Source organism: Thermoanaerobacter mathranii subsp. mathranii str. A3 (genome assembly GCF_000092965.1).
In the GTDB taxonomy this organism is placed as follows: Bacteria; Bacillota; Thermoanaerobacteria; order Thermoanaerobacterales; family Thermoanaerobacteraceae; genus Thermoanaerobacter; species Thermoanaerobacter thermocopriae.
On the sequence record NC_014209.1, the window covers coordinates 1,925,001 to 1,944,470 of the forward strand.

A 19,470-nucleotide genomic window follows, 5' to 3' on the forward strand; every position below is an offset into this window, starting at 1 on the left:
CAAGTAGTGTATAATGCTATTTTACCCTTTTTCATTAAAATATCAGCTCTTTTCTTTTAATATCTTTAGAATACTAAGTAATTCTTTGTATTACTATTATCCCTTTTTTCTTGTATATAATAAAAAAGAGCCCAAGGCTCTTTTATCTCTTTGAAAATTGTGGAGCTTTTCTTGCTTTTTTAAGACCATATTTTCTTCTTTCTTTCATTCTTGGGTCTCTCGTCAAGAATCCGGCTTTCTTTAAAATAGGCTTCAACTCACTATCAGCTTTTACTAATGCACGAGCAACACCAAGTCTTACTGCTCCTGCTTGACCTGTAAGTCCTCCTCCGGATACTTTTGCGTACACATCAAATTTGTCTATTGTTTCTGTTAAAACTAAAGGTTGTTTAACAGTATACTTTAAAGTATCCAATGGAAAATACTCATCCAAAGGTCTATTATTAATTACTATATTTCCCTTTCCAGGCATAAGCCTTACTCTCGCTACAGCTTCTTTTCTTCTTCCTGTTCCGTAATATTGTACTGTTGCCATAATAATATCCTCCCTTCATTCTATATCTAATTTTTCGGGCTTTTGAGCTTGATGTTTATGCTCAGAGCCTCTATATACTTTCAATCTTTTAATCATTCTGCGTCCAAGTCTATTTTTAGGCAACATGCCTTTTACAGCATGGTATATCACAAACTCAGGTTTTGTCTGCATTAACTTTTTATATTGAACCTCTTTTAATCCTCCTGGATATCCTGTATAATATTTGTAATATTTATCTTCTAATTTATTGCCTGTCAACACAATTTTGTCAGCATTCAAAACTATTACAAAATCTCCTGTATCTATATGAGGTGTATAAGTTGGTTTATGCTTACCCATTAGTATTTTAGCGATTTGGCTTGCTAACCTTCCTAGAACTTTACCTTCAGCATCTATAACAAACCATTTTCTCTCGACATCTTTAGGTTTAGCCATATATGATTTCATTTTTTATATAACCTCCTTATCCATGGTAAATTTCCAACACAGGGCACAATTTCGCATAATATTATTTTAATCCAGAGTACTGTAACTGTCAATAGATAATTTTTATTAAATACAATCCTTGAGGAGGAGCAGTTATGCCCGCTTTTGTCCTGTCTTTCGATGCTAAAATGTTATAAACTTCATTTTCCCCTATTTTGCCAAGGCCAACATAAGACAGTGTCCCTACAATTATTCGCACCATATTATACAAAAAACCATCGGCTTCTATTTCAATGTTGATAAAATCTTCATTTTTTTCGATAATTAAGTCATACACTGTTCTTATTGTACTTGTCTTACTACTTCCTGAAGCTTTAAAAGCAGAAAAATCATGAGTGCCAATTAAGTAAGTTGCTGCTTTTTTCATTTTTTCTACATTTAAAGGATAGCTTATATGCCAGCAATAATTTCTCATTGTAGGCATTCGAAATTTCCTATTGAGAATGAGGTATTTATATCTTTTCCTTTTTGCACTATATCGGGCGTGAAAAGAATCTTCAACATCTTTTGCTTGTGTAATTACTATATCGTCGGGTAATACACTGTTTAGAGCGTAGGGCAGTTTTTCTGCAGGTATTTTAGTATTAGTTTTAAAGTTAGCTACTTGGTATAGAGCATGGACACCCGTATCAGTTCTACTTGCCCCAATTAAATTAACTTCTTCTCCTGTTACTTTCTTTATTGCTTTTTGCAATACTTCCTGGACTGTTATTGCATTCTTTTGGTATTGCCAACCATGATAATTGGTCCCGTCATATTGTACTACAATCATTATGTTTCTCACTTTTACCACGTCCAGCTTCTATTCCATATAATTAGTAATACCATTGTCAAAGTTACAACTAAAGCTTCATAATCTCGTGGTTGGATTTTAAGCTGTTTCATTCGCGTTCTATTTTGCCCGCCTCTATAACACCGAGATTCCATGGCAACTGCTAATTCGTCAGCTCTTCTAAAAGCACTGATAAATAGCGGTACTAAAAGAGGCACTAGTCCTTTTGCCCTTTTTACTATATTGCCACTTTCAAAATCAGCGCCTCTCGCTATTTGAGCTTTCATAATTTTCTCTGCTTCTTCTATTAATGTAGGTATAAATCTTAAAGCAATGGTCATCATCATTGCTAATTCATGAGCTGGTACCCCTATTCGGCTAAAGGGTTTTAAAATATGCTCTATTCCGTCTGTTAAAGAGATAGGAGAAGTAGTTAAAGTAAGTAGTGAAGTACCGATAATCAAAAATATAAGTCTTAATCCCATAAAAATAGCTAAACGCAGCCCATTAGTAGTAATCTCCAAAGGTCCTAAAGTATATAATATCGTTCCCCCAGGGGTAAAAAACATATTTAAACTCACTGTCAACAAAAGAATTATAATTATTGGTCTTAAGCCTTTTAAAATATAATTGAAAGGTATTTTTGAAATTGCTATTATCAAATAAAGATAAAAACCTGCAAAAAGGTAGCCCGAAAGTTTATTTATGAAGAATATGGCCACTATAAATATAAAAGAGATAATTATTTTAATCCTCGGATCCAATTTGTGAACTGCTGAATCACCAGGAATATATTGACCAATAGTTATATTTCTAAACATTTTTAATCCCCCTGAGATAACGAATTATATATTCCTTTGCTTCTTCAATTGTTAATATATCTTCTGGAATTGCTATTCCTTTTTTTTGTAATTCTCTTGCGAGAGAAGTTATTTGTGGTACTCCTAATCCTATCTTTTCTAATTTTTCAGCTTCTCTAAATACTTCCCTTGGAGTCCCAATAACTTCTATTCTTCCTTTGTTCATTACAATTATTTTATCTGCAAATCTAGCTATATCTTCCATGCTATGGGATACCAAAATTGTTATCATCTTATATTTATCATGAATTTCTTTAATTTTGTTTAAAATCTCTTCTTTCCCTTTTGGATCAAGACCTGCAGTAGGTTCATCTAGTATCAAAATTTTGGGTTTCATAGCCAATATTCCTGCTATCGCAATCCTACGTTTTTGTCCACCTGATACTTCAAAAGGGGATTTATCTGCTAATTCTCTACTGATTCCAACAATATCCATTGCTTCATATACTCTTTTTTCAATTTCTTCTTCGCTAAGTCCCAAATTAGCAGGACCAAAGGCTATATCTTTAAAAATAGTTTCTTCAAAAAGTTGATATTCAGGATATTGAAAAACTAACCCTACTTCTTTTCGTACATCTTTCAAACTAACTTTTTTATCTGTTATATCTACTCCATTTATATATATTTTCCCTGAAGTAGGTTTTAAAAGCCCATTTAAATGTTGTATTAACGTAGATTTACCCGACCCTGTGTGCCCGATAATTCCCACAAACTCTTCATCTTGGATTTCAAAAGTAACATTATTTAAAGCAACAGTAGCATATGGCGTACCTTCATTATACACAAAACTTAAATTTTCTACCTTTATCGGCATAAAAATTCCACCATTTCTTCTACTGTTAAAATGTCTAGAGGGACGTCAAAGCCTTCTCTCTTCAATTGGTATGCCAACTCTGTAACTTGGGGCACACTGAGGCCAATCTTTTTTAAAAGCTCAACTTCTTTAAATACCTCTTTAGGAGTACCATCTAACACTACCTTTCCATCATCCATTACAATAACTCTATCTGCATCTACTACTTCCTCCATAAAATGTGTTATGAGTATTACAGTAATTTCCTCTTCTTTGTTGAGTTTTTTTATGGTAGAAATTACTTCCCTTCTTCCTATTGGGTCAAGCATTGCCGTTGGTTCGTCCAAAATTATGCACTCCGGTTTCATTGCAATTATCCCAGCAATAGCAACTCTTTGCTTTTGGCCGCCTGAAAGCATGTGGGGAGGATAATCTTTGTATTCCCACATACCTACCGCTTTAAGAGCATATTCAACTCTTTCTTTTATCTCATCAGGGGATATACCTAAATTTTCTGGGCCAAAAGCTACATCCTCCTCAACTATAGCCGCCACTATTTGATTATCTGGATTTTGGAAAACAAGCCCAGCAGTCTGTCTTATGTCCCATAAATGCTTTGCATCTTTCGTGTCCATTCCCTTTACATACACTTTTCCCTCTGTCGGCACTAAAAGTGCATTAAAATGTTTGGCAAGTGTTGATTTACCTGACCCATTATGGCCAATTATACCTATGAACTGTCCTTTTTTAAACTGTAAATTTATATCCTTTAAAACTAGGTGTCGAGTTTGTTCTTCTGTATGATATTCAAAAGATAAATTTTGTGTTGTTATTATGTGTTCCATTAGGGACACCTTCTTTTTTAAATTAAACTCTTTCTATGAAAAATAGGGATTAAGTTGCAGCACCAAACTTAACCCCTTCGATTGCTTACACTAATTCAATAATTACTAACGGTGCGCCATCTCCTCTGCGAGGCCCAAGCTTTAAAATTCTTGTGTAACCACCTTGTCTGTCTTTATATTTCGGTGCTATTTCGTCAAATAACTTCTTTACTACACTTTCATCTAAGATATAAGCTAAAGCTTGCCTTCTTGCGTGTAAATCGCCTCTTTTGCCAAGTGTTATCATTTTTTCCGAAATTCTGCGAACTTCTTTTGCTCGTGCCTCTGTTGTAGTTATTCTGCCATATTTCAAAAAGTCTGTAACTAAATTTCTAAGCATAGCTCTCCTCTGGTCTGAAGGACGACCTAATTTTCTGTAACCCACCTTCAACCCTCCTTTATTCGTCTGCCTTCTTTAAGCTAAGTCCTAATGCTTGGAGTTTTTGTTTAACCTCTTCTAAAGATTTTTTCCCTAAATTTCTAACTTTCATCATCTCTTCTTCTGTCTTTTGAGTAAGCTCCTGTACTGTATTTATTCCAGCTCTCTTTAAGCAATTATAGGACCTTACAGATAAGTCTAACTCTTCAATCGTCATATCAAGAGGTTTTTCGATTTTTTTGTCAGGTTTGTCCACAAAAATATCCGAACTTTTGTATTCGCCACTAAAAGATATAAATTTCTGAAAGTACCTAATCAACATGTCAGAAGCCATACTAATAGCTTCTTTAGGCGTAATAGTTCCATTTGTCCATACTTCCAAAGTAAGTTTATCATAGTCTGTAACATTGCCTACACGAGTATTTTCTACATTGTAGCTTACTTTTTTTACTGGTGTAAAAATAGAATCAACTGGAATGACACCTATCGGTTGGTTAGGTTCTTTGTTTTTATCTGAAGGCACATAACCCTTTCCTTTAACAAACACAATCTCCATATGGAGTTTGCCATCGTCACTTAAAGTAGCTATATGATGGTCAGGGTTTAAAATCTCTATATCGGCACTACCTTTTATATGACCTGCTGTTACTTCTCCTTTTCCTTCTACATCTATGCGCCCTACCACCGGTTCGTCTGAATGCAATTTAACTGCGATTTCTTTAAGGTTAAGTATAATTTCTACCACATCCTCTTTAACTCCTGGTAGGGTTGAAAATTCATGTAATACTCCATCTATCTTTACAGATTTAGGAGCAGCACCAGGAAGAGAGGACAAAAGTACTCTTCTTAAAGAATTTCCAAGCGTTATGCCATAACCCCTTTCTAAAGGCTCTACTACAAACTTTCCATACGTCCCATCTTCCGCCTGCTCAACAATCTCTATTTTTGGTTCAATTATTTCAAACACTATAAACCCTCCTTTTAACTGTTTTATGAGGGTAACCGATTATAATCATTACTTAGAATACAACTCAACAATCAAGTGCTCTTGTATAGGCAGATCTATATGTTCTCTTCTCGGCAATGAAACCACTCTACCTTCAAAAGCATCTTTATTGAGTTCTAGCCAGTCAGGTACGTTCCTCGCAGCTTCTAAATTGTTCTTTATCAATTCCATTGAACGGCTTTTTTCCCTCACAGATATTACATCCCCTGGTTTTACTAAAAAAGATGGTATATCAACTTTCTTGCCATTGACCTCTATATGGCCATGGCTTACCAATTGCCTCGCTTGTCGCCTAGAAACTGCAAAACCTAATCTGTATACCACATTGTCAAGACGTCTTTCTAAAAGTTGCAATAAGTTTTCACCTGTAATTCCTTTCATTCTTTCTGCTTTTTCATAGAACCTTTCAAACTGTCTCTCTAAAAGGCCATAGTATCTTTTGAGTTTTTGTTTTTCTCTTAGTTGTATGCCATAGCTAGTAAGTTTTTTCCTTTCTTGCCCATGTTGCCCTGGTGCATATCCTCTTCTTACAACAGGACATTTGTCTGTATAACATTTATCTCCTTTTAAATATAATTTCATACCTTCTCTTCTGCACAATCTGCAACTTGGTCCTAAGTATCTTCCCATAATCGCACCTCCTTATACTCTTCTCCTCTTAGGTGGTCTGCATCCATTGTGAGGAATTGGAGTTACATCTTTTATTAAACTTACCTCAAGTCCAGCAGCCTGTAAAGCCCTTATCGCTGCTTCTCTACCTGCACCAGGACCTTTTACATATACATCCACAGTTTTCATGCCATGCTCCATTGCAGATTTTGCAGCTGATTCTGCCGCCATTTGAGCTGCAAATGGAGTTGATTTTCTTGAACCTTTAAAACCTATTGTACCAGCGCTCGCCCAAGAAATTGTATTTCCAGCAGGATCCGTTATAGTCACAATAGTATTATTAAACGTAGAATGAATATGGGCTATTCCTCTTTCTACGTGTTTTTTCTCGCGTTTTCTGCCAGTTCTTTTTACTCTTTTAGCCATTATTTCCCCTCCTTATTAATTACTTCTTCTTCTTAGCAACAGTTTTTCTTGGACCTTTCCTCGTTCTAGCATTGGTCCTAGTTCTTTGACCCCTTACAGGTAAACCTCTTTTATGCCTTATTCCTCTGTAGCATCCTATATCCATTAACCTTTTGATGTTCATGGCAACTTCTTTTCTTAAATCGCCTTCAACTTTGTATTCTTTATCAATTATCTCTCTAAGTCTTGAAACTTCTTCTTCTGTCAAATCCTTGACTCTTGTATCCGGATTTACACCTGCTTTGGCAAGTATTTCATTTGAGCGAGAGCGACCAATTCCATAGATATATGTCAAAGCTATCTCAACTCGTTTATCTCTTGGTAAATCAACACCTGCTATTCTCGCCATTTTTACACCTCCTAGCCTTGTTTTTGTTTATGCTTTGGATTTTCACAAATTACCATAACTTTGCCTTTTCTCTTTATAACTTTACATTTTTCGCAAATAGGTTTTACAGATGGTCTTACCTTCATTTTCAATACCTCCTTATTACTTTCCACGCCATACTATTCTTCCACGACTCAAGTCATAAGGAGACAATTCTACCGTCACCCTGTCTCCTGGAAGTATTCGTATAAAGTTCATTCTCAATTTTCCTGATACATGGGCTAATACTTTATGCCCATTATCTAATTGTACTTGAAACATGGCATTTGGTAAAGCCTCTATCACTGTACCTTCCACTTCAATAACATCATCCTTTGCCAAGGGTATCCATCCCTCCTCATCGACTTAGGATTTATAAGGCTCTAAAAATTTTCTAATTTCTTCATTAGTTAATTTATCGCCATTTAAGATTTTTTCTTTAATCTGCCAAATTACGTCATTATACCGCTGAAGATGTTTAAACTTTTTTTTCTTAGGTTTTTCTATTGTTCGAAGGTCCCCATCGGCTACAAGAACATGTTGGTCATCAAATTTTCCTACAATAACAAAAACTCTACCTTTATCACGACCTGCTTTGCTCCGCACTACCTGACCAATTTGCCAGTCGTCCATCAAAAAACTCACCTCTTATAAAATGGTCAGTATTTCAGGTTCTCCCTCCGTAATAACAATAGTATTTTCGTAATGGGCAGATAAACCACCATCAGCGGTGACTACTGTCCAATTATTTTCTAGTGTCTTTACTATATAATGTCCCGTATTTACCATTGGTTCTATAGCAAGACACATTCCTTTTTTTAATCTGGGGCCTCTACCGGGAGGGCCAAAATTGGGAACCTGAGGGTCTTCATGCATTTTTATACCTATGCCATGGCCTACATATTCTCTTACTACGGAAAAACCGTAACTCTCTACATAAGTCTGTATTGCATGAGAAATATCAGATAGCCTATTCCCTTCTTTTGCATACTTTATACCCTCAAAAAAGCTATTCTTTGTGACCTCAATCAATTTTTGTGCTTCCTCTGATATTTCCCCAACGGAGAAAGTCCTTGCTGCATCTGCATTGTATCCTTTATAGCTAGCCCCTAGGTCTATACTTATAATATCGCCTTCTTTAAGTTTTCTTAAACTTGGTATTCCATGAACTACTTCTTCATTTATTGAAGTACAAATACTAGCAGGGAAGCCATACAACCCTTTGAAGGCAGGTTTACAACCATTTTTTATTATAAACTCTTCTGCAATTCTATCAAGTTCTAACGTCGTCACTCCAGGCTTAATTGCCTTTTCCAAAACTTCAAAGAGATTTGCTATTACCTTACCAGCTGTTCTCATTAAATCAATTTCATTTTCAGATTTGATATATATCATTTGCCTCTGTCTCCCAAAACCTTTTTTATATCTTCAAATACTTCTTCGACTGATTTATTCCCATCTATATTCACTAAAATGCCTTTCTTTGTATAATGCTCAATCAAAGGCTTAGTTTGACTTTCATAAACTTCTAGCCTTTTTACAACTGATTCTAATTTATCGTCTGAACGTTGTATAAGTTGTGCACCACATTTATCACACACATTGTCGACTGTAGGAGGAAAAGTCTTTATGTGATAAGTCGCGCCGCAATTAGGACATACTCTCCTGCCTGTTATTCTTTCAATTAAAGCTTCTTTCTCAACTTCAATATTTAATACACAATCCAGATGAATGCCTTTGCCTTGTAAAAACCTATCTAATTCCTCAGCCTGTTCAACATTTCTAGGGTAACCATCCAATAAAAACCCTTTTTGGCAGTCATTTTTTTCTAATCTGTTTTCTACTATTTTATTTGTAACCTCATCGGGGACCAATAAGCCTTTGTCCATGTATTCTTTTGCTAGTTTTCCTAAGTCGGTATTTTCTCTTAAATTTTGTCTAAAAATATCTCCCGTGGAAATGTGAGGAATGTCAAACTCCTTAGCAATTTTTTTAGCTTGCGTTCCCTTACCTGCCCCTGGGGGTCCTAAAAGTATTATTTTCATAAATTCTCCCCCCTTTATTACTTCAAAAATCCTTGATAATTCCTCATGATAAGGTGCCCTTCTACTTGTTTCATAGTATCAAGCGCTACACCAACTGCAATTAAAAGAGCTGTACCTCCAAAATAAAGCTGCAATCCAGTTATCCTCATTAAAATTACTGGCATTGTAGCAATAAATGCCAAGAATAACGCCCCTACAAAAGTAACTCTGTTCAATATCTTTGTAAGATATTCAGTAGTCGGTCTACCTGGTCTTATGCCAGGAATAAACCCCCCATATTTTTTTAAGTTATCTGAAATCTCTACCGGATTAAATATTACTGCTGTGTAGAAATAAGTAAATCCAATTATCAATAATATATCTAAAATATTGTATATTAGCCCACTTGTGCTTAGCCACCTTTGTACAAAGTTATAAAATGACGACCGTGGAAAAAAGGTAGCTAATTGTTGTGGAAATTGTAACAGTGAAAGAGCAAATATAATAGGAATAACCCCTGCCATGTTTATTCTTATAGGAATGTGAGTACTTTGCCCACCATAAACTTTTCTTCCAACAACCCTTTTTGCATATTGCACAGGAATTCTTCTTTGGCCTTCTGTGGCTAAAATTATTAACACTATCATTAGAAGCTCTGCAACTACAAAAGCAATAGCACCAAAAATATTAGCAGTACCCGCACGAACATATTCAGCTGTCATATATATCATGTTAGGAATCCTAGAAATTATCCCAGCAAAAATTATCAATGAACTCCCGTTGCCTATTCCATTTTCCGTAATTCTTTCACCCAACCACATCAGAAAAGCAGTACCTGCCGTCAAAGTTATAACAATGACCGTCAAGCTAAAAAATGTAGGATTGATAACTGCCTTCCTTAGCCCAATTGTCATTCCTATAGCTTGTATCAAGGCAAGCACCACTGTTAAATATCTGGTATACTGAGCAATTTTCTTCCTTCCCTCTTCCCCTTCTTTTGCCATTTGTTCAAGAGAGGGAATTGCTATTGTTAAAAGTTGCATTATAATTGATGCATTGATGTAAGGTGTAATGCTCATCGCAAAAATGGTAAAGCTACTAAAAGCACCACCTGATATTATATCAAAAAATCCAAACAATTGTCCTTGGCCAAGTATATTAGCAATCACCTTTGAGTCAATTCCTGGCACGGGGATATGAGACCCCAATCTAAAGATTACTAACATAACTACAGTATAAAGTATTCTTTTCCTTATATCATCAACCTTCCAAGCATTGACAAGGGTTTGAAACAATTTATATCACCTCTGCCTTTCCTCCAACGGCTTGAATTTTTTCAATGGCACTCTGGCTAAATTTATGAGCTTTAACAGTAAATTTTTTGTTTAAATCTCCGTCCCCTAATATTTTAACCCCATCCTTTACATCTTTAATTATACCACTTTCTATTAAAACTTCAGGAGTAATTACCGCTCCCTCCTCAAATCTTTCTTCTAAAGTTCCAACATTAACAATTGCATATTCTTTTTTGAATATGTTAGTAAAACCTCTTTTTGGAATTCTTCTAGTAAGGGGCATTTGACCTCCTTCAAAGCCTGGACGCACTCCACCACCACTTCTTGCTTTTTGTCCCTTTTGGCCCCTACATGAAGTTTTACCATGTCCAGAACCTATTCCTCTTCCTACTCTTTTTTTCTCCCGTCTTGCTCCCTCAGCAGGTTTTAAATCGTGCAGTCTCATCTTCGCACCTCCTCAATCGCTCTTTATATTTATTCAAATAATTGGCTTACAGGAATTCCACGTAGTCTTGCCACATCTTCAGCTGTTCTCAATCTTTTTAATCCTTCCATTGTCGCATAAACCATGTTAGTTGCATTGGAAGAACCGAGTGATTTTGTCAAAACGTCTTTTATACCTGCAGATTCCAACACTGCGCGAACAGGTCCCCCCGCAATAACACCCGTACCTTCTTTAGCAGGTTTTAATAGTACTTTTCCCGCACCAAATTCCCCTATGACTTCATGAGGAATAGTAGTTCCAACAATTGGAACTTTAATTAAGTGTTTTTTTGCATCTTCTATAGCTTTTCTAATTGCATCTGGGATTTCTGCAGCTTTACCTCTTCCTACTCCTACATATCCCTTTTCTGCATCACCTACTACAACTGTAACACTAAATCTAAAATTTCTTCCGCCCTTTACAACTTTTGCAACACGGTTTATGCTAACAACTCTTTCTTTTAAATCCAACTTCGTCCAATCAACTCGAGCCATTCAATTCCCTCCTTGTTTAGAAATTCAATCCTGCTTGTCGTGCAGCGTCTGCCAATTCTTTTACTACCCCATGATAAATATACCCACCCCTGTCAAATACAACATCCTTTATGCCTTTTTCTAAAGCTCTCTTTGCAATCAACTCTCCTACCAATTTAGCAGACTGCTTATTTGCTCCTTTTGTAATGCTTCTAAGCTCAGGATCTAGCGTAGAAGCATGAACAAGAGTATGCCCTTTAGTATCGTCTATAATTTGAGCATAAATATGTTTCAGACTTTTAAACACATTAAGACGTGGTCTTTCTGGTGTACCAAAAACCTTCTTTCTTATCCTCAAATGGCGTCTTTTTCTTAATTCATTCCTATTTGGTTTTTTAATCATCATCTCACCCCTTACTTCTTACCAGTTTTACCTTCTTTTAATCTTACAACTTCGTCTGCATATCTTATGCCTTTGCCTTGATAAGCATCAGGTTCACGAACTCTTCTGATATTTGCAGCAACCTGACCTACCTTTTCCTTGTCTGCACCTCTTACAATTATCTTATTATTTCCTTCCACAATAATCTCAATTCCAGGTTCCTCTTCTATTTCTACCGGATGAGAATACCCCACATTCAATACTAGCTTCTTCCCTTGTTTTGCAGCACGATATCCAATTCCTACAATTTCCAAAACTTTCTCGAATCCTTCAGTCACGCCTTTTATCATATTTGCAATTATTGCTCTCGTAGTGCCATGCATTGCTTTTTCTTCTTTGTCGTCACCTTTTCGTGTTACAATTACTTGATTATCTTTTACTTCTACATTTACAATCGGTGGAAACTTTCTTTCTAAAGTGCCTTTTGCACCTTTTACGGTAACTACATTGTCAGGAGTTACTTTGACTTCTACCCCTTTTGGTATCTCTAGTGGTAATCTTCCTATTCTTGACACTGTCCACACCTCCTTATTAGAATCACCAAATGTAGCAAATGACTTCTCCTCCAACTCCTGCTTTCCTTGCTTCTTTATCTGTCATTATGCCTTTTGAAGTTGATATAATCGCTATTCCTAAACCTCCTAATACCCGCGGTAATTCGTCGTGTTTAGCATATACTCTCAAACCAGGTTTACTTATTCTTTTCAACCCAGATATAACTCTTTCCTTATTAGGACCATATTTCAAAGTTAATTTGAGAATACCACCTTTTCCATCGTCTATTTCTTCTACTGATTTTATAAACCCTTCTTTCAACATAATCTCTGCAATAGCCTTTTTCATCTTTGAAGCAGGTATTTCTACTGTTTCATGTCTTGCAATATTCGCATTTCTTATTCGGGTCAGCATATCTGCTATAGGATCTGTCATTACCATCGTACTACCTCCCCTCTTTCACCAACTTGCTTTTTTAACGCCTGGTATCATCCCTTGATGGGCATATTTTCTAAAGCATATACGACACATCCCAAATTTTCTTAAATATGCACGAGGCCTGCCACAAATTTTACACCTATTATATTCTCTCGTTTTGTATTTTTGAGGCTTTTGCTGCTTTACTATCAAAGCCTTTCTCGCCATATAATTTTACCCTCCTTTACTTTGCAAATGGCATACCTAAAAGTTCTAATAATCCTTTTGCTTCTTCATCAGTTTTTGCGGTTGTAACAATAATTATATCCATTCCTCTTATCTTGTCTATCTTATCGTAGTCAATTTCGGGAAAAATCAATTGTTCTTTTATTCCTAAAGCATAATTCCCTCTTCCATCGAAAGAATTAGGAGAAACTCCTTTAAAGTCTCTTACACGAGGTAAAGCTATATTGAAAAGTTTATCCAAAAATTCATACATTCTTTCGCCGCGCAAAGTAACTTTTACTCCAATTGGCATTCCTTTACGAATCTTAAAATTAGAAATTGACCTTTTCGCTCTTGTAATAACTGGCTTTTGTCCTGCAATCATTGTTAAATCTTGGACAGCTGCTTCCAGCGCCTTGGGATTTTCTTTTGCTTCTCCCACTCCTATATTTATAACAACTTTTTCAAGTTTAGGAACTTGCATTATATTTTTATATCCAAAACGTTCCATGAGCGCTGGTACAACTTCTTTTTGGTATTTTTCTCTCAGCCTTGACATAATGAGCCTCCTTCCTTTTATAAATTATAGCGTTTCATTGCACCTCTTGCAGTAACGTACTTTTTCGCCATTTTCAAGGACTTTAACCCCATAGCGAACTCCTCTTCCACAATTTTCACAATAAAGCATAACCTTAGAACTGTATATTGGTGCTTCTTGGTGAATTATTCCACCCGGTTTTTGTGGATTTGTCGATTTCTTGTGTTTTGTAACAATATTTACGCCTTCTACAATTACTTTGCCTTCCTTAGGAAATGCCTGTAATACTTTTCCTTTTTTCCCTTTGTCTTTACCCGAAATTACAACAACCATATCTCCTTTTTTTACGTGCAATTTATTCTGTGCCATTTACAACCCTCCTTAAAGCACTTCAGGAGCCAAAGATATAATTTTCATAAAGTCTTTTTCTCTTAATTCTCTTGCTACTGGTCCAAAAATACGAGTACCTCTTGGTTGTTTATCATCTCGTATAATAACCGCAGCATTATCGTCAAATCTTATATAAGTACCATCTTTCCGAGCAATCCCTTTCTTTGTCCTTACAATTACAGCTTTAACAACTTCACCTTTTTTTACAACACCACCGGGTGTTGCACTTTTTACAGAAGCAACTATTACATCTCCTACATTAGAAAACTTCCTATTTGAACCACCTAATAAGCGAATGCACATAATTTCTTTTGCGCCCGTGTTATCTGCAACTTTCAAACGTGTTTGAGGTTGAATCATTAGAATTTACCTCCTTTCAAATTATTCAGCCTTCTTAACTATTTCAACTAATCTCCATCTTTTCTCTTTACTAAGCGGTCTTGTTTCCATTATTTTTACTACATCTCCAACATTGCATATATTATTTTCATCGTGTACTTTAAATTTTTTAGTTCTTTTTATTGTCTTCCCATAAAGAGGATGTCTTACTCTGTCTTCTACAGCAACTACAATAGTTTTTTGCATTTTATTGCTTACTACTGTTCCAATTCTAACTTTTCTGTGGCCTCTTTCCAACTCAGTACCCTCCTTCCTTATGCATTATTTTGCCTAATACCTAATTCCCGCTCTCTTAAAATTGTCTTTATTCTCGCAATTGTCTTTCTTACATCCCTTATCCTCATAGGGTTATCTAATTGGCCGGTTGCCAGTTGAAATCTCAAATTAAAAAGCTCTGCTTTTAACTCCGAAAGCTTTTGAAGTAATTCCTCATTGGTAAGTTCTCTTATTTCCTTAGCTTTCATTATCTTCACCACCCAATTCTTGACGTTTTAAAAACTTTGTCTTTATAGGCAGTTTATGCATCGCAAGCCTTAAAGCCTCTTTCGCAATATCTTCTGACACTCCACCTATTTCAAAAAGAACTCTTCCAGGCTTTACAACTGCTACCCAGAATTCTGGTGACCCTTTACCTGAACCCATACGAGTTTCAGCAGGTTTTTTAGTAACTGGTTTATCAGGGAAAATTTTTATCCACACTTTCCCGCCTCTTTTTATAAACCTCGTCATTGCAACCCTTGCTGCCTCAATTTGGGTGGCTGTAATCCAACCGGGTTCCAGCGCTTGCAACCCATATTCTCCGTACGTCAAGGTATTACCACGAGTAGCATTTCCTTTTATTCTGCCCCGTTGTTGTTTTCTGTATTTTACTCTTTTTGGCATTAACATGTTTTAATTACCTCCTTCCGCGGTTACCTGCTTTTTAGGCTGTGGCAATATCTCTCCTTTATTTATCCAAACTTTTACTCCTATTTTCCCATAAGTAGTATTTGCCTCCGCAAAGCCATAGTCAATATCCGCTCTTAAGGTTTGAAGTGGTACAACGCCTTCATGATACCGTTCAGTACGAGCAATTTCCGCACCAGCAAGTCTACCCGAACAAGCAATTTTGATACCTTTTGCGCCTAATTTCATCGCTCTTGCTATTGCTTGTTTCATAGCCCTTCTATAAGATATCCTCTTTTCAATTTGAGCTGCAACATTCTCAGCTACCAGCTGTGCACTAAGTTCAGGAGTTTTAACTTCTACAATATTAAGGATAATCGTCTTGTTGGTCATTTTTTCTAATTCTTCTCTTAATTTATCAATGCCTGCACCACCTTTGCCAATTACCATTCCAGGTTTTGCAGCATGGATATCTATTTTTATTCTATTGGAAGCTCTTTCAATAACTATTTTGGAAATCCCAGCCGCATACAGTTTTTCTTTTATATAGTTTCTTATTTTAATATCTTCTATTAAGAATTTTGAAAAATTTTTGTCATCCGCATACCATTTAGCTAGCCAATCTTGTGTAACTCCAACTCTAAGTCCATATGGATGTACCTTTTGGCCCACGCATATCCCTCCTTTATTCTCTTTCCTTCACGACTATTGTTATATGACTGGTTCTCTTTCTCATAATATCTGCTCTTCCCCTCGCTCTTGGGAAAATTCTCTTCATTGTAGGGCCTTCGTCTGCCACAGCCTTTGCTACATACAGATTATCTCTGTTCATTCCATGGTTATTCTCAGCATTAGCAATGGCTGATTTAAGAACCTTAGCGACTATTCCTGAGGCTCTTTTGGGAGTAAACCTTAAAATTGTCAAGGCTTCATCTACATGTTTGCCACGAATTAGGTTAAGTACTAATCTAACCTTTCGAGGCGAAATTCTTACATATCTGGCGATTGCCCTTGCCTCCACGTTATCTCCTCCTTTGCCTATTTAACTTTGGAAGTTTTTTCAGTATCAGCATGGCCGTGGAAGGTTCGAGTAGGAGCAAATTCCCCTAGCTTGTGCCCTACCATCGCTTCAGTTATATAAACAGGTACATGTTTTCTACCGTCATGAACAGCTATGGTATGTCCAACCATTTCTGGAACAATAGTTGAACTTCTTGACCATGTCTTGATCACTTTTTTCTCATTCTTTTTATTCATTTCAACAATCTTTTTTAGAAGTTTTGGATCAACATATGGACCTTTTTTTACGGATCTACTCAAGACTTTGACCTCCTTTCACTAATTATTTGCGCCTTCTTATAATAAATTTATCCGAAGCTTTACCTTTCTTACGTGTCTTATAGCCTAATGCAGGCTTGCCCCATGGTGTAAGTGGACCTGGATGCCCAATAGGTGCTTTACCTTCACCACCACCATGTGGATGGTCTACAGGATTCATAGCCGAACCTCTAACACTTGGTCTTCTACCAAGCCATCTTGATCTACCTGCTTTTCCTATTTTTACATTTTCATGATCTATATTCGACACTTGTCCAATGGTTGCACGACAGTCTGCTCTTATCAATCTAATCTCTCCTGAAGGCATCCTAATTTGTACATAATCTCCTTCTTTAGCCATAATCTGCGCAGCTGTGCCTGCCGCTCTCACTAACTGTCCACCTTTTCCAGGCGTAAGTTCAATATTGTGGACCACTGTACCTACAGGAATATTTCTCAAAGGTAAAGCATTTCCTACCTTAATGTCTACATTTTCTCCAGATTCAATTATATCTCCCACTTTTAAGCCATAAGGAGCAATGATATATCTTTTTTCTCCATCTAAATAATGAATAAGTGCAATATAAGCTGTCCTGTTTGGATCGTACTCAATAGCAGCTACTTTTCCTGGTACTCCGTCCTTATCTCTTTTAAAATCTATAATCCTATATTTCCTCTTATGTCCGCCCCCGCGATGTCTAACAGTAATCCTTCCATAAACATTTCTTCCACCTGATTTAGTTAAACTAACAACTAATGATTTCTCTGGCTTATCTTTGGTAATTTCCTCAAAAGTCAATACTGTCATTTGACGTCTGCCGGGAGATGTCGGCTTAAAAGATTTTATTCCCATTGCTTTCCCTCCTTAACCTAAAATTACACCTGCATTCCTTCGAAGAATTCGATACCTTTGCTGTCTGGAGTAAGCTTCACTATTGCTTTTTTGTAAGCTTTTGTCCTTCCTTCATATTTTCCCATTCTCTTTGGTTTTCCTTTGTAATTCATTGTATATACTTTTTCCACTTTGACCCCAAATATGTCTTCTACAGCTTTCTTTATCTGAATTTTATTTGCCCTTTTATCCACAATAAAAGTATATTTTCTCTCTCCCATGAGGCGCATACTTTTTTCAGTTATTACTGGGCGTATTATAATGTCCCGTGCCTCCATTAGTCGTACACCTCCTCGACTATACCCACGGCATCTTTTGTTATGATAAATTTGTCATACTTTAAGACATCATAGGTATTGAGATAATTAGCATATAAAGTTTTTACACCCGGTATATTTCTTGTCGAAAGTTCTACGTTCTTCTCACCTTCAGGTACTACTATTAAAGCACTGTCAACATTAAAATTCTTAAGAAGCTCCACGACCTTTTTAGTCTTTGGTTGGTCCAATTTAAATTCATCCAAAACAATTATCTCATTATCCCTGACTTTGGATGAAAGAGCAGATTTTAAAGCTAATCTTTTTACTTTTTTAGGCAGCTTATAACTGTAATCCCTGGGTTTTGGCCCAAAAACAACGCCACCTTTAATCCATTGAGGAGCTCTTATACTTCCTTGACGCGCTCTTCCTGTCCCTTTTTGCCTCCAAGGCTTTCTTCCACCACCACGAACCTCGCCGCGGGTTTTGGTTGAATGGGTGCCCTGTCTTTGATTTGCCAAATAGTTTAACACTGCTTGATGCATAACAGGGACATTTACAGGTACGCCAAAAACTGAATCTTTCAGCTCTATTTCTCCTACTTGTTCCCCTTTTACGTTGTACACCGCTACCTTAGCCATCTTTCTTCCTCCTTTCATCACTTGCTCTTTACCGAATCTTTTATAATGAGCAAGGAGCCTTTAGGTCCTGGCACTGATCCTTTTACTAATAATAAATTTAATTCAGGGTCAACTTTTACAACTTCTAGGTTTTGTATAGTCACTCTTTTATGTCCCATATGCCCAGGCATTATTTTACCCTTAAAAGTTCTTCCTGGGTCTGTCGTAGCACCCATTGAACCTACTCTTCTATGGTATTTGGAACCGTGAGACATAGGTCCTCTACTGGCACCATACCTTTTTACAACACCTGCAAAGCCTTTACCTTTTGAAATACCTGTTACATCTACCCTATCACCTGGTTTAAAAATATCTACCTTTATTTCGCTGCCTACTTCATATCCACTTACGTCATCTAGCCTAAACTCTCTTAAATACCTCTTAAAAGGCACTCCTGCCTTTTTGAAATGCCCTATTAAAGGTTTTGTGAGTCTTTTCTCTTTAACATCCCCAAAACCCACTTGAATAGCGTTGTATCCATCAGTTTCTGTAGTTTTTTTCTGAACAACGACACAAGGCCCAGCCTCAATCACAGTTACTGGAATAACTTCTCCTTTTTCATCAAATATTTGTGTCATCCCATGCTTTCTTCCTAAAATACCTTTTTTCATTATTCTATCCACCTCCTGAAATCAGCGGACGCTTTTGCGTCTTAATTTCTTTATTATTTTACAGTTTTATTTCAATATCTACACCAGATGGCAAATCTAATCTCATAAGAGCATCTACTGTCTTAGGAGTTGGGTTTAAAATATCAATCAATCTCTTATGAGTTCTTATCTCAAATTGTTCTCTTGAATCTTTATATTTGTGAGGAGCTCTCAAGATAGTTATGATATCTCTTTCTGTCGGCAATGGAATAGGTCCCGAAACCTCTGCACCTGTTCTCTTTGCAGTTTCCACTATCTTTTGAGCCGATTGATCCAAAATAGCATGGTCAAAAGCTTTTAGGCGTATGCGAATTTTTTGCTTGGGCATTATATTTCCCTCCTTTTATCAATCCTCATCACTATTTATATATCCACATATCCAGGCGTTTTATTGTCAAAAAAAAACTTAGCTATAGACCAGCTTTAATATTTTATCTCAAGTTCTCAATCA

The 19,470-nt window shown here is 36.4% G+C and carries 37 protein-coding genes; all 37 read right to left on the bottom strand.

Features of this window, described 5'->3' with window-relative positions:
• Positions 1–142 precede the first annotated feature (142 nt).
• The 37 genes from rpsI to rpsJ all read right to left on the bottom strand — a co-directional run bounded on the left by rpsI (position 143) and on the right by rpsJ (position 19,347).
• A complete protein-coding gene (gene rpsI, locus TMATH_RS09545) occupies positions 143–535 on the bottom strand; it encodes a 30S ribosomal protein S9 (protein WP_012995881.1) in 393 nt (130 codons plus the stop codon).
• 15 nt (positions 536–550) lie between these two features.
• On the bottom strand, positions 551–982 hold the full coding sequence (rplM, locus tag TMATH_RS09550; RefSeq protein ID WP_013150792.1) for a 50S ribosomal protein L13: 432 nt from the start codon (positions 980–982) through the stop codon (positions 551–553).
• Between the two features lie 88 nt (positions 983–1,070).
• The gene (truA, locus tag TMATH_RS09555) at positions 1,071–1,805 is read right to left on the bottom strand and encodes a tRNA pseudouridine(38-40) synthase TruA (RefSeq protein ID WP_028991956.1); all 735 of its coding nucleotides are present in this window, start codon (positions 1,803–1,805) and stop codon (positions 1,071–1,073) included.
• Between the two features lie 2 nt (positions 1,806–1,807).
• Positions 1,808–2,614: an energy-coupling factor transporter transmembrane component T family protein gene (locus TMATH_RS09560; protein ID WP_013150794.1), complete on the bottom strand. Its 807-nt coding sequence runs from the start codon at positions 2,612–2,614 to the stop codon at positions 1,808–1,810.
• Positions 2,607–3,467 (bottom strand): energy-coupling factor transporter ATPase, encoded by an 861-nt coding sequence (locus TMATH_RS09565; protein ID WP_013150795.1) that lies wholly within the window; start codon positions 3,465–3,467, stop codon positions 2,607–2,609. Before TMATH_RS09565 ends, TMATH_RS09560 begins: the two co-directional genes overlap by 8 nt.
• A complete protein-coding gene (locus tag TMATH_RS09570; RefSeq protein ID WP_012995886.1) occupies positions 3,458–4,291 on the bottom strand; it encodes an energy-coupling factor transporter ATPase in 834 nt (277 codons plus the stop codon). Before TMATH_RS09570 ends, TMATH_RS09565 begins: the two co-directional genes overlap by 10 nt.
• An 85-nt stretch (positions 4,292–4,376) precedes the next feature.
• Positions 4,377–4,715: a 50S ribosomal protein L17 gene (rplQ, locus tag TMATH_RS09575; protein WP_013150796.1), complete on the bottom strand. Its 339-nt coding sequence runs from the start codon at positions 4,713–4,715 to the stop codon at positions 4,377–4,379.
• Positions 4,716–4,728: 13 nt separating this feature from the next.
• Positions 4,729–5,676, bottom strand: a complete 948-nt coding sequence (locus TMATH_RS09580) for a DNA-directed RNA polymerase subunit alpha (protein ID WP_012995887.1) — start codon at positions 5,674–5,676, stop codon at positions 4,729–4,731.
• 48 nt (positions 5,677–5,724) lie between these two features.
• A complete protein-coding gene (rpsD, locus tag TMATH_RS09585) occupies positions 5,725–6,345 on the bottom strand; it encodes a 30S ribosomal protein S4 (protein ID WP_012995888.1) in 621 nt (206 codons plus the stop codon).
• Between the two features lie 12 nt (positions 6,346–6,357).
• Positions 6,358–6,750: a 30S ribosomal protein S11 gene (gene rpsK / locus TMATH_RS09590; protein WP_012995889.1), complete on the bottom strand. Its 393-nt coding sequence runs from the start codon at positions 6,748–6,750 to the stop codon at positions 6,358–6,360.
• Positions 6,751–6,769: 19 nt separating this feature from the next.
• A complete protein-coding gene (gene rpsM / locus TMATH_RS09595; RefSeq protein WP_003868584.1) occupies positions 6,770–7,138 on the bottom strand; it encodes a 30S ribosomal protein S13 in 369 nt (122 codons plus the stop codon).
• 11 nt (positions 7,139–7,149) lie between these two features.
• Positions 7,150–7,263: a 50S ribosomal protein L36 gene (rpmJ, locus tag TMATH_RS09600; protein WP_002509257.1), complete on the bottom strand. Its 114-nt coding sequence runs from the start codon at positions 7,261–7,263 to the stop codon at positions 7,150–7,152.
• 16 nt (positions 7,264–7,279) lie between these two features.
• Positions 7,280–7,498 (bottom strand): translation initiation factor IF-1, encoded by a 219-nt coding sequence (gene infA / locus TMATH_RS09605; RefSeq protein WP_003870248.1) that lies wholly within the window; start codon positions 7,496–7,498, stop codon positions 7,280–7,282.
• A gap of 24 nt (positions 7,499–7,522) precedes the next feature.
• Positions 7,523–7,789 (bottom strand): KOW domain-containing RNA-binding protein, encoded by a 267-nt coding sequence (locus TMATH_RS09610; protein WP_013150797.1) that lies wholly within the window; start codon positions 7,787–7,789, stop codon positions 7,523–7,525.
• Positions 7,790–7,804: 15 nt separating this feature from the next.
• On the bottom strand, positions 7,805–8,551 hold the full coding sequence (gene map, locus TMATH_RS09615) for a type I methionyl aminopeptidase (protein WP_013150798.1): 747 nt from the start codon (positions 8,549–8,551) through the stop codon (positions 7,805–7,807).
• Positions 8,548–9,201 (bottom strand): adenylate kinase, encoded by a 654-nt coding sequence (locus TMATH_RS09620; protein ID WP_013150799.1) that lies wholly within the window; start codon positions 9,199–9,201, stop codon positions 8,548–8,550. Before TMATH_RS09620 ends, map begins: the two co-directional genes overlap by 4 nt.
• A 17-nt stretch (positions 9,202–9,218) precedes the next feature.
• On the bottom strand, positions 9,219–10,475 hold the full coding sequence (gene secY, locus TMATH_RS09625) for a preprotein translocase subunit SecY (RefSeq protein WP_013150800.1): 1,257 nt from the start codon (positions 10,473–10,475) through the stop codon (positions 9,219–9,221).
• A 1-nt stretch (position 10,476) separates the two neighbouring features.
• Positions 10,477–10,920: a 50S ribosomal protein L15 gene (gene rplO, locus TMATH_RS09630; RefSeq protein WP_013150801.1), complete on the bottom strand. Its 444-nt coding sequence runs from the start codon at positions 10,918–10,920 to the stop codon at positions 10,477–10,479.
• A 29-nt stretch (positions 10,921–10,949) separates the two neighbouring features.
• Positions 10,950–11,453: a 30S ribosomal protein S5 gene (gene rpsE, locus TMATH_RS09635; protein WP_012995895.1), complete on the bottom strand. Its 504-nt coding sequence runs from the start codon at positions 11,451–11,453 to the stop codon at positions 10,950–10,952.
• Between the two features lie 16 nt (positions 11,454–11,469).
• A complete protein-coding gene (gene rplR / locus TMATH_RS09640) occupies positions 11,470–11,835 on the bottom strand; it encodes a 50S ribosomal protein L18 (RefSeq protein WP_041591670.1) in 366 nt (121 codons plus the stop codon).
• 11 nt (positions 11,836–11,846) lie between these two features.
• Positions 11,847–12,389, bottom strand: coding sequence for a 50S ribosomal protein L6 (rplF, locus tag TMATH_RS09645; RefSeq protein WP_013150803.1), 543 nt, complete (start codon positions 12,387–12,389; stop codon positions 11,847–11,849).
• Positions 12,390–12,411: 22 nt separating this feature from the next.
• Positions 12,412–12,810 carry a 30S ribosomal protein S8 gene (gene rpsH / locus TMATH_RS09650; RefSeq protein WP_012995898.1) on the bottom strand — a complete coding sequence of 133 codons (399 nt, stop codon included), beginning with the start codon at positions 12,808–12,810 and terminating at the stop codon, positions 12,412–12,414.
• Between the two features lie 18 nt (positions 12,811–12,828).
• Positions 12,829–13,014 (bottom strand): type Z 30S ribosomal protein S14, encoded by a 186-nt coding sequence (locus TMATH_RS09655; protein ID WP_012995899.1) that lies wholly within the window; start codon positions 13,012–13,014, stop codon positions 12,829–12,831.
• A 16-nt stretch (positions 13,015–13,030) separates the two neighbouring features.
• Positions 13,031–13,570, bottom strand: coding sequence for a 50S ribosomal protein L5 (gene rplE, locus TMATH_RS09660; RefSeq protein WP_012995900.1), 540 nt, complete (start codon positions 13,568–13,570; stop codon positions 13,031–13,033).
• Positions 13,571–13,594: 24 nt separating this feature from the next.
• Entirely contained in the window at positions 13,595–13,918 is a 324-nt protein-coding gene (rplX, locus tag TMATH_RS09665; RefSeq protein ID WP_012995901.1) for a 50S ribosomal protein L24, read from the bottom strand.
• Positions 13,919–13,930: 12 nt separating this feature from the next.
• Positions 13,931–14,299 (bottom strand): 50S ribosomal protein L14, encoded by a 369-nt coding sequence (gene rplN / locus TMATH_RS09670; protein ID WP_012995902.1) that lies wholly within the window; start codon positions 14,297–14,299, stop codon positions 13,931–13,933.
• Between the two features lie 21 nt (positions 14,300–14,320).
• On the bottom strand, positions 14,321–14,575 hold the full coding sequence (rpsQ, locus tag TMATH_RS09675; RefSeq protein WP_012995903.1) for a 30S ribosomal protein S17: 255 nt from the start codon (positions 14,573–14,575) through the stop codon (positions 14,321–14,323).
• Positions 14,576–14,592: 17 nt separating this feature from the next.
• Positions 14,593–14,802, bottom strand: coding sequence for a 50S ribosomal protein L29 (gene rpmC / locus TMATH_RS09680; protein WP_012995904.1), 210 nt, complete (start codon positions 14,800–14,802; stop codon positions 14,593–14,595).
• Entirely contained in the window at positions 14,792–15,226 is a 435-nt protein-coding gene (rplP, locus tag TMATH_RS09685) for a 50S ribosomal protein L16 (protein WP_012995905.1), read from the bottom strand. Before rplP ends, rpmC begins: the two co-directional genes overlap by 11 nt.
• A 3-nt stretch (positions 15,227–15,229) precedes the next feature.
• Positions 15,230–15,895, bottom strand: coding sequence for a 30S ribosomal protein S3 (gene rpsC / locus TMATH_RS09690; RefSeq protein WP_013150804.1), 666 nt, complete (start codon positions 15,893–15,895; stop codon positions 15,230–15,232).
• A gap of 13 nt (positions 15,896–15,908) precedes the next feature.
• On the bottom strand, positions 15,909–16,244 hold the full coding sequence (gene rplV, locus TMATH_RS09695) for a 50S ribosomal protein L22 (RefSeq protein WP_013150805.1): 336 nt from the start codon (positions 16,242–16,244) through the stop codon (positions 15,909–15,911).
• Positions 16,245–16,261: 17 nt separating this feature from the next.
• A complete protein-coding gene (gene rpsS, locus TMATH_RS09700; protein ID WP_003868564.1) occupies positions 16,262–16,543 on the bottom strand; it encodes a 30S ribosomal protein S19 in 282 nt (93 codons plus the stop codon).
• A 22-nt stretch (positions 16,544–16,565) separates the two neighbouring features.
• Entirely contained in the window at positions 16,566–17,393 is an 828-nt protein-coding gene (rplB, locus tag TMATH_RS09705; protein ID WP_012995908.1) for a 50S ribosomal protein L2, read from the bottom strand.
• Positions 17,394–17,416: 23 nt separating this feature from the next.
• Positions 17,417–17,710 carry a 50S ribosomal protein L23 gene (gene rplW, locus TMATH_RS09710; protein WP_012995911.1) on the bottom strand — a complete coding sequence of 98 codons (294 nt, stop codon included), beginning with the start codon at positions 17,708–17,710 and terminating at the stop codon, positions 17,417–17,419.
• Positions 17,710–18,330: a 50S ribosomal protein L4 gene (gene rplD, locus TMATH_RS09715; RefSeq protein WP_012995912.1), complete on the bottom strand. Its 621-nt coding sequence runs from the start codon at positions 18,328–18,330 to the stop codon at positions 17,710–17,712. Before rplD ends, rplW begins: the two co-directional genes overlap by 1 nt.
• Positions 18,331–18,347: 17 nt before the next feature.
• On the bottom strand, positions 18,348–18,980 hold the full coding sequence (gene rplC / locus TMATH_RS09720; protein WP_012995913.1) for a 50S ribosomal protein L3: 633 nt from the start codon (positions 18,978–18,980) through the stop codon (positions 18,348–18,350).
• A gap of 58 nt (positions 18,981–19,038) precedes the next feature.
• Positions 19,039–19,347 carry a 30S ribosomal protein S10 gene (gene rpsJ / locus TMATH_RS09725; RefSeq protein WP_012995914.1) on the bottom strand — a complete coding sequence of 103 codons (309 nt, stop codon included), beginning with the start codon at positions 19,345–19,347 and terminating at the stop codon, positions 19,039–19,041.
• Between the last annotated feature and the right edge of the window lie 123 nt (positions 19,348–19,470).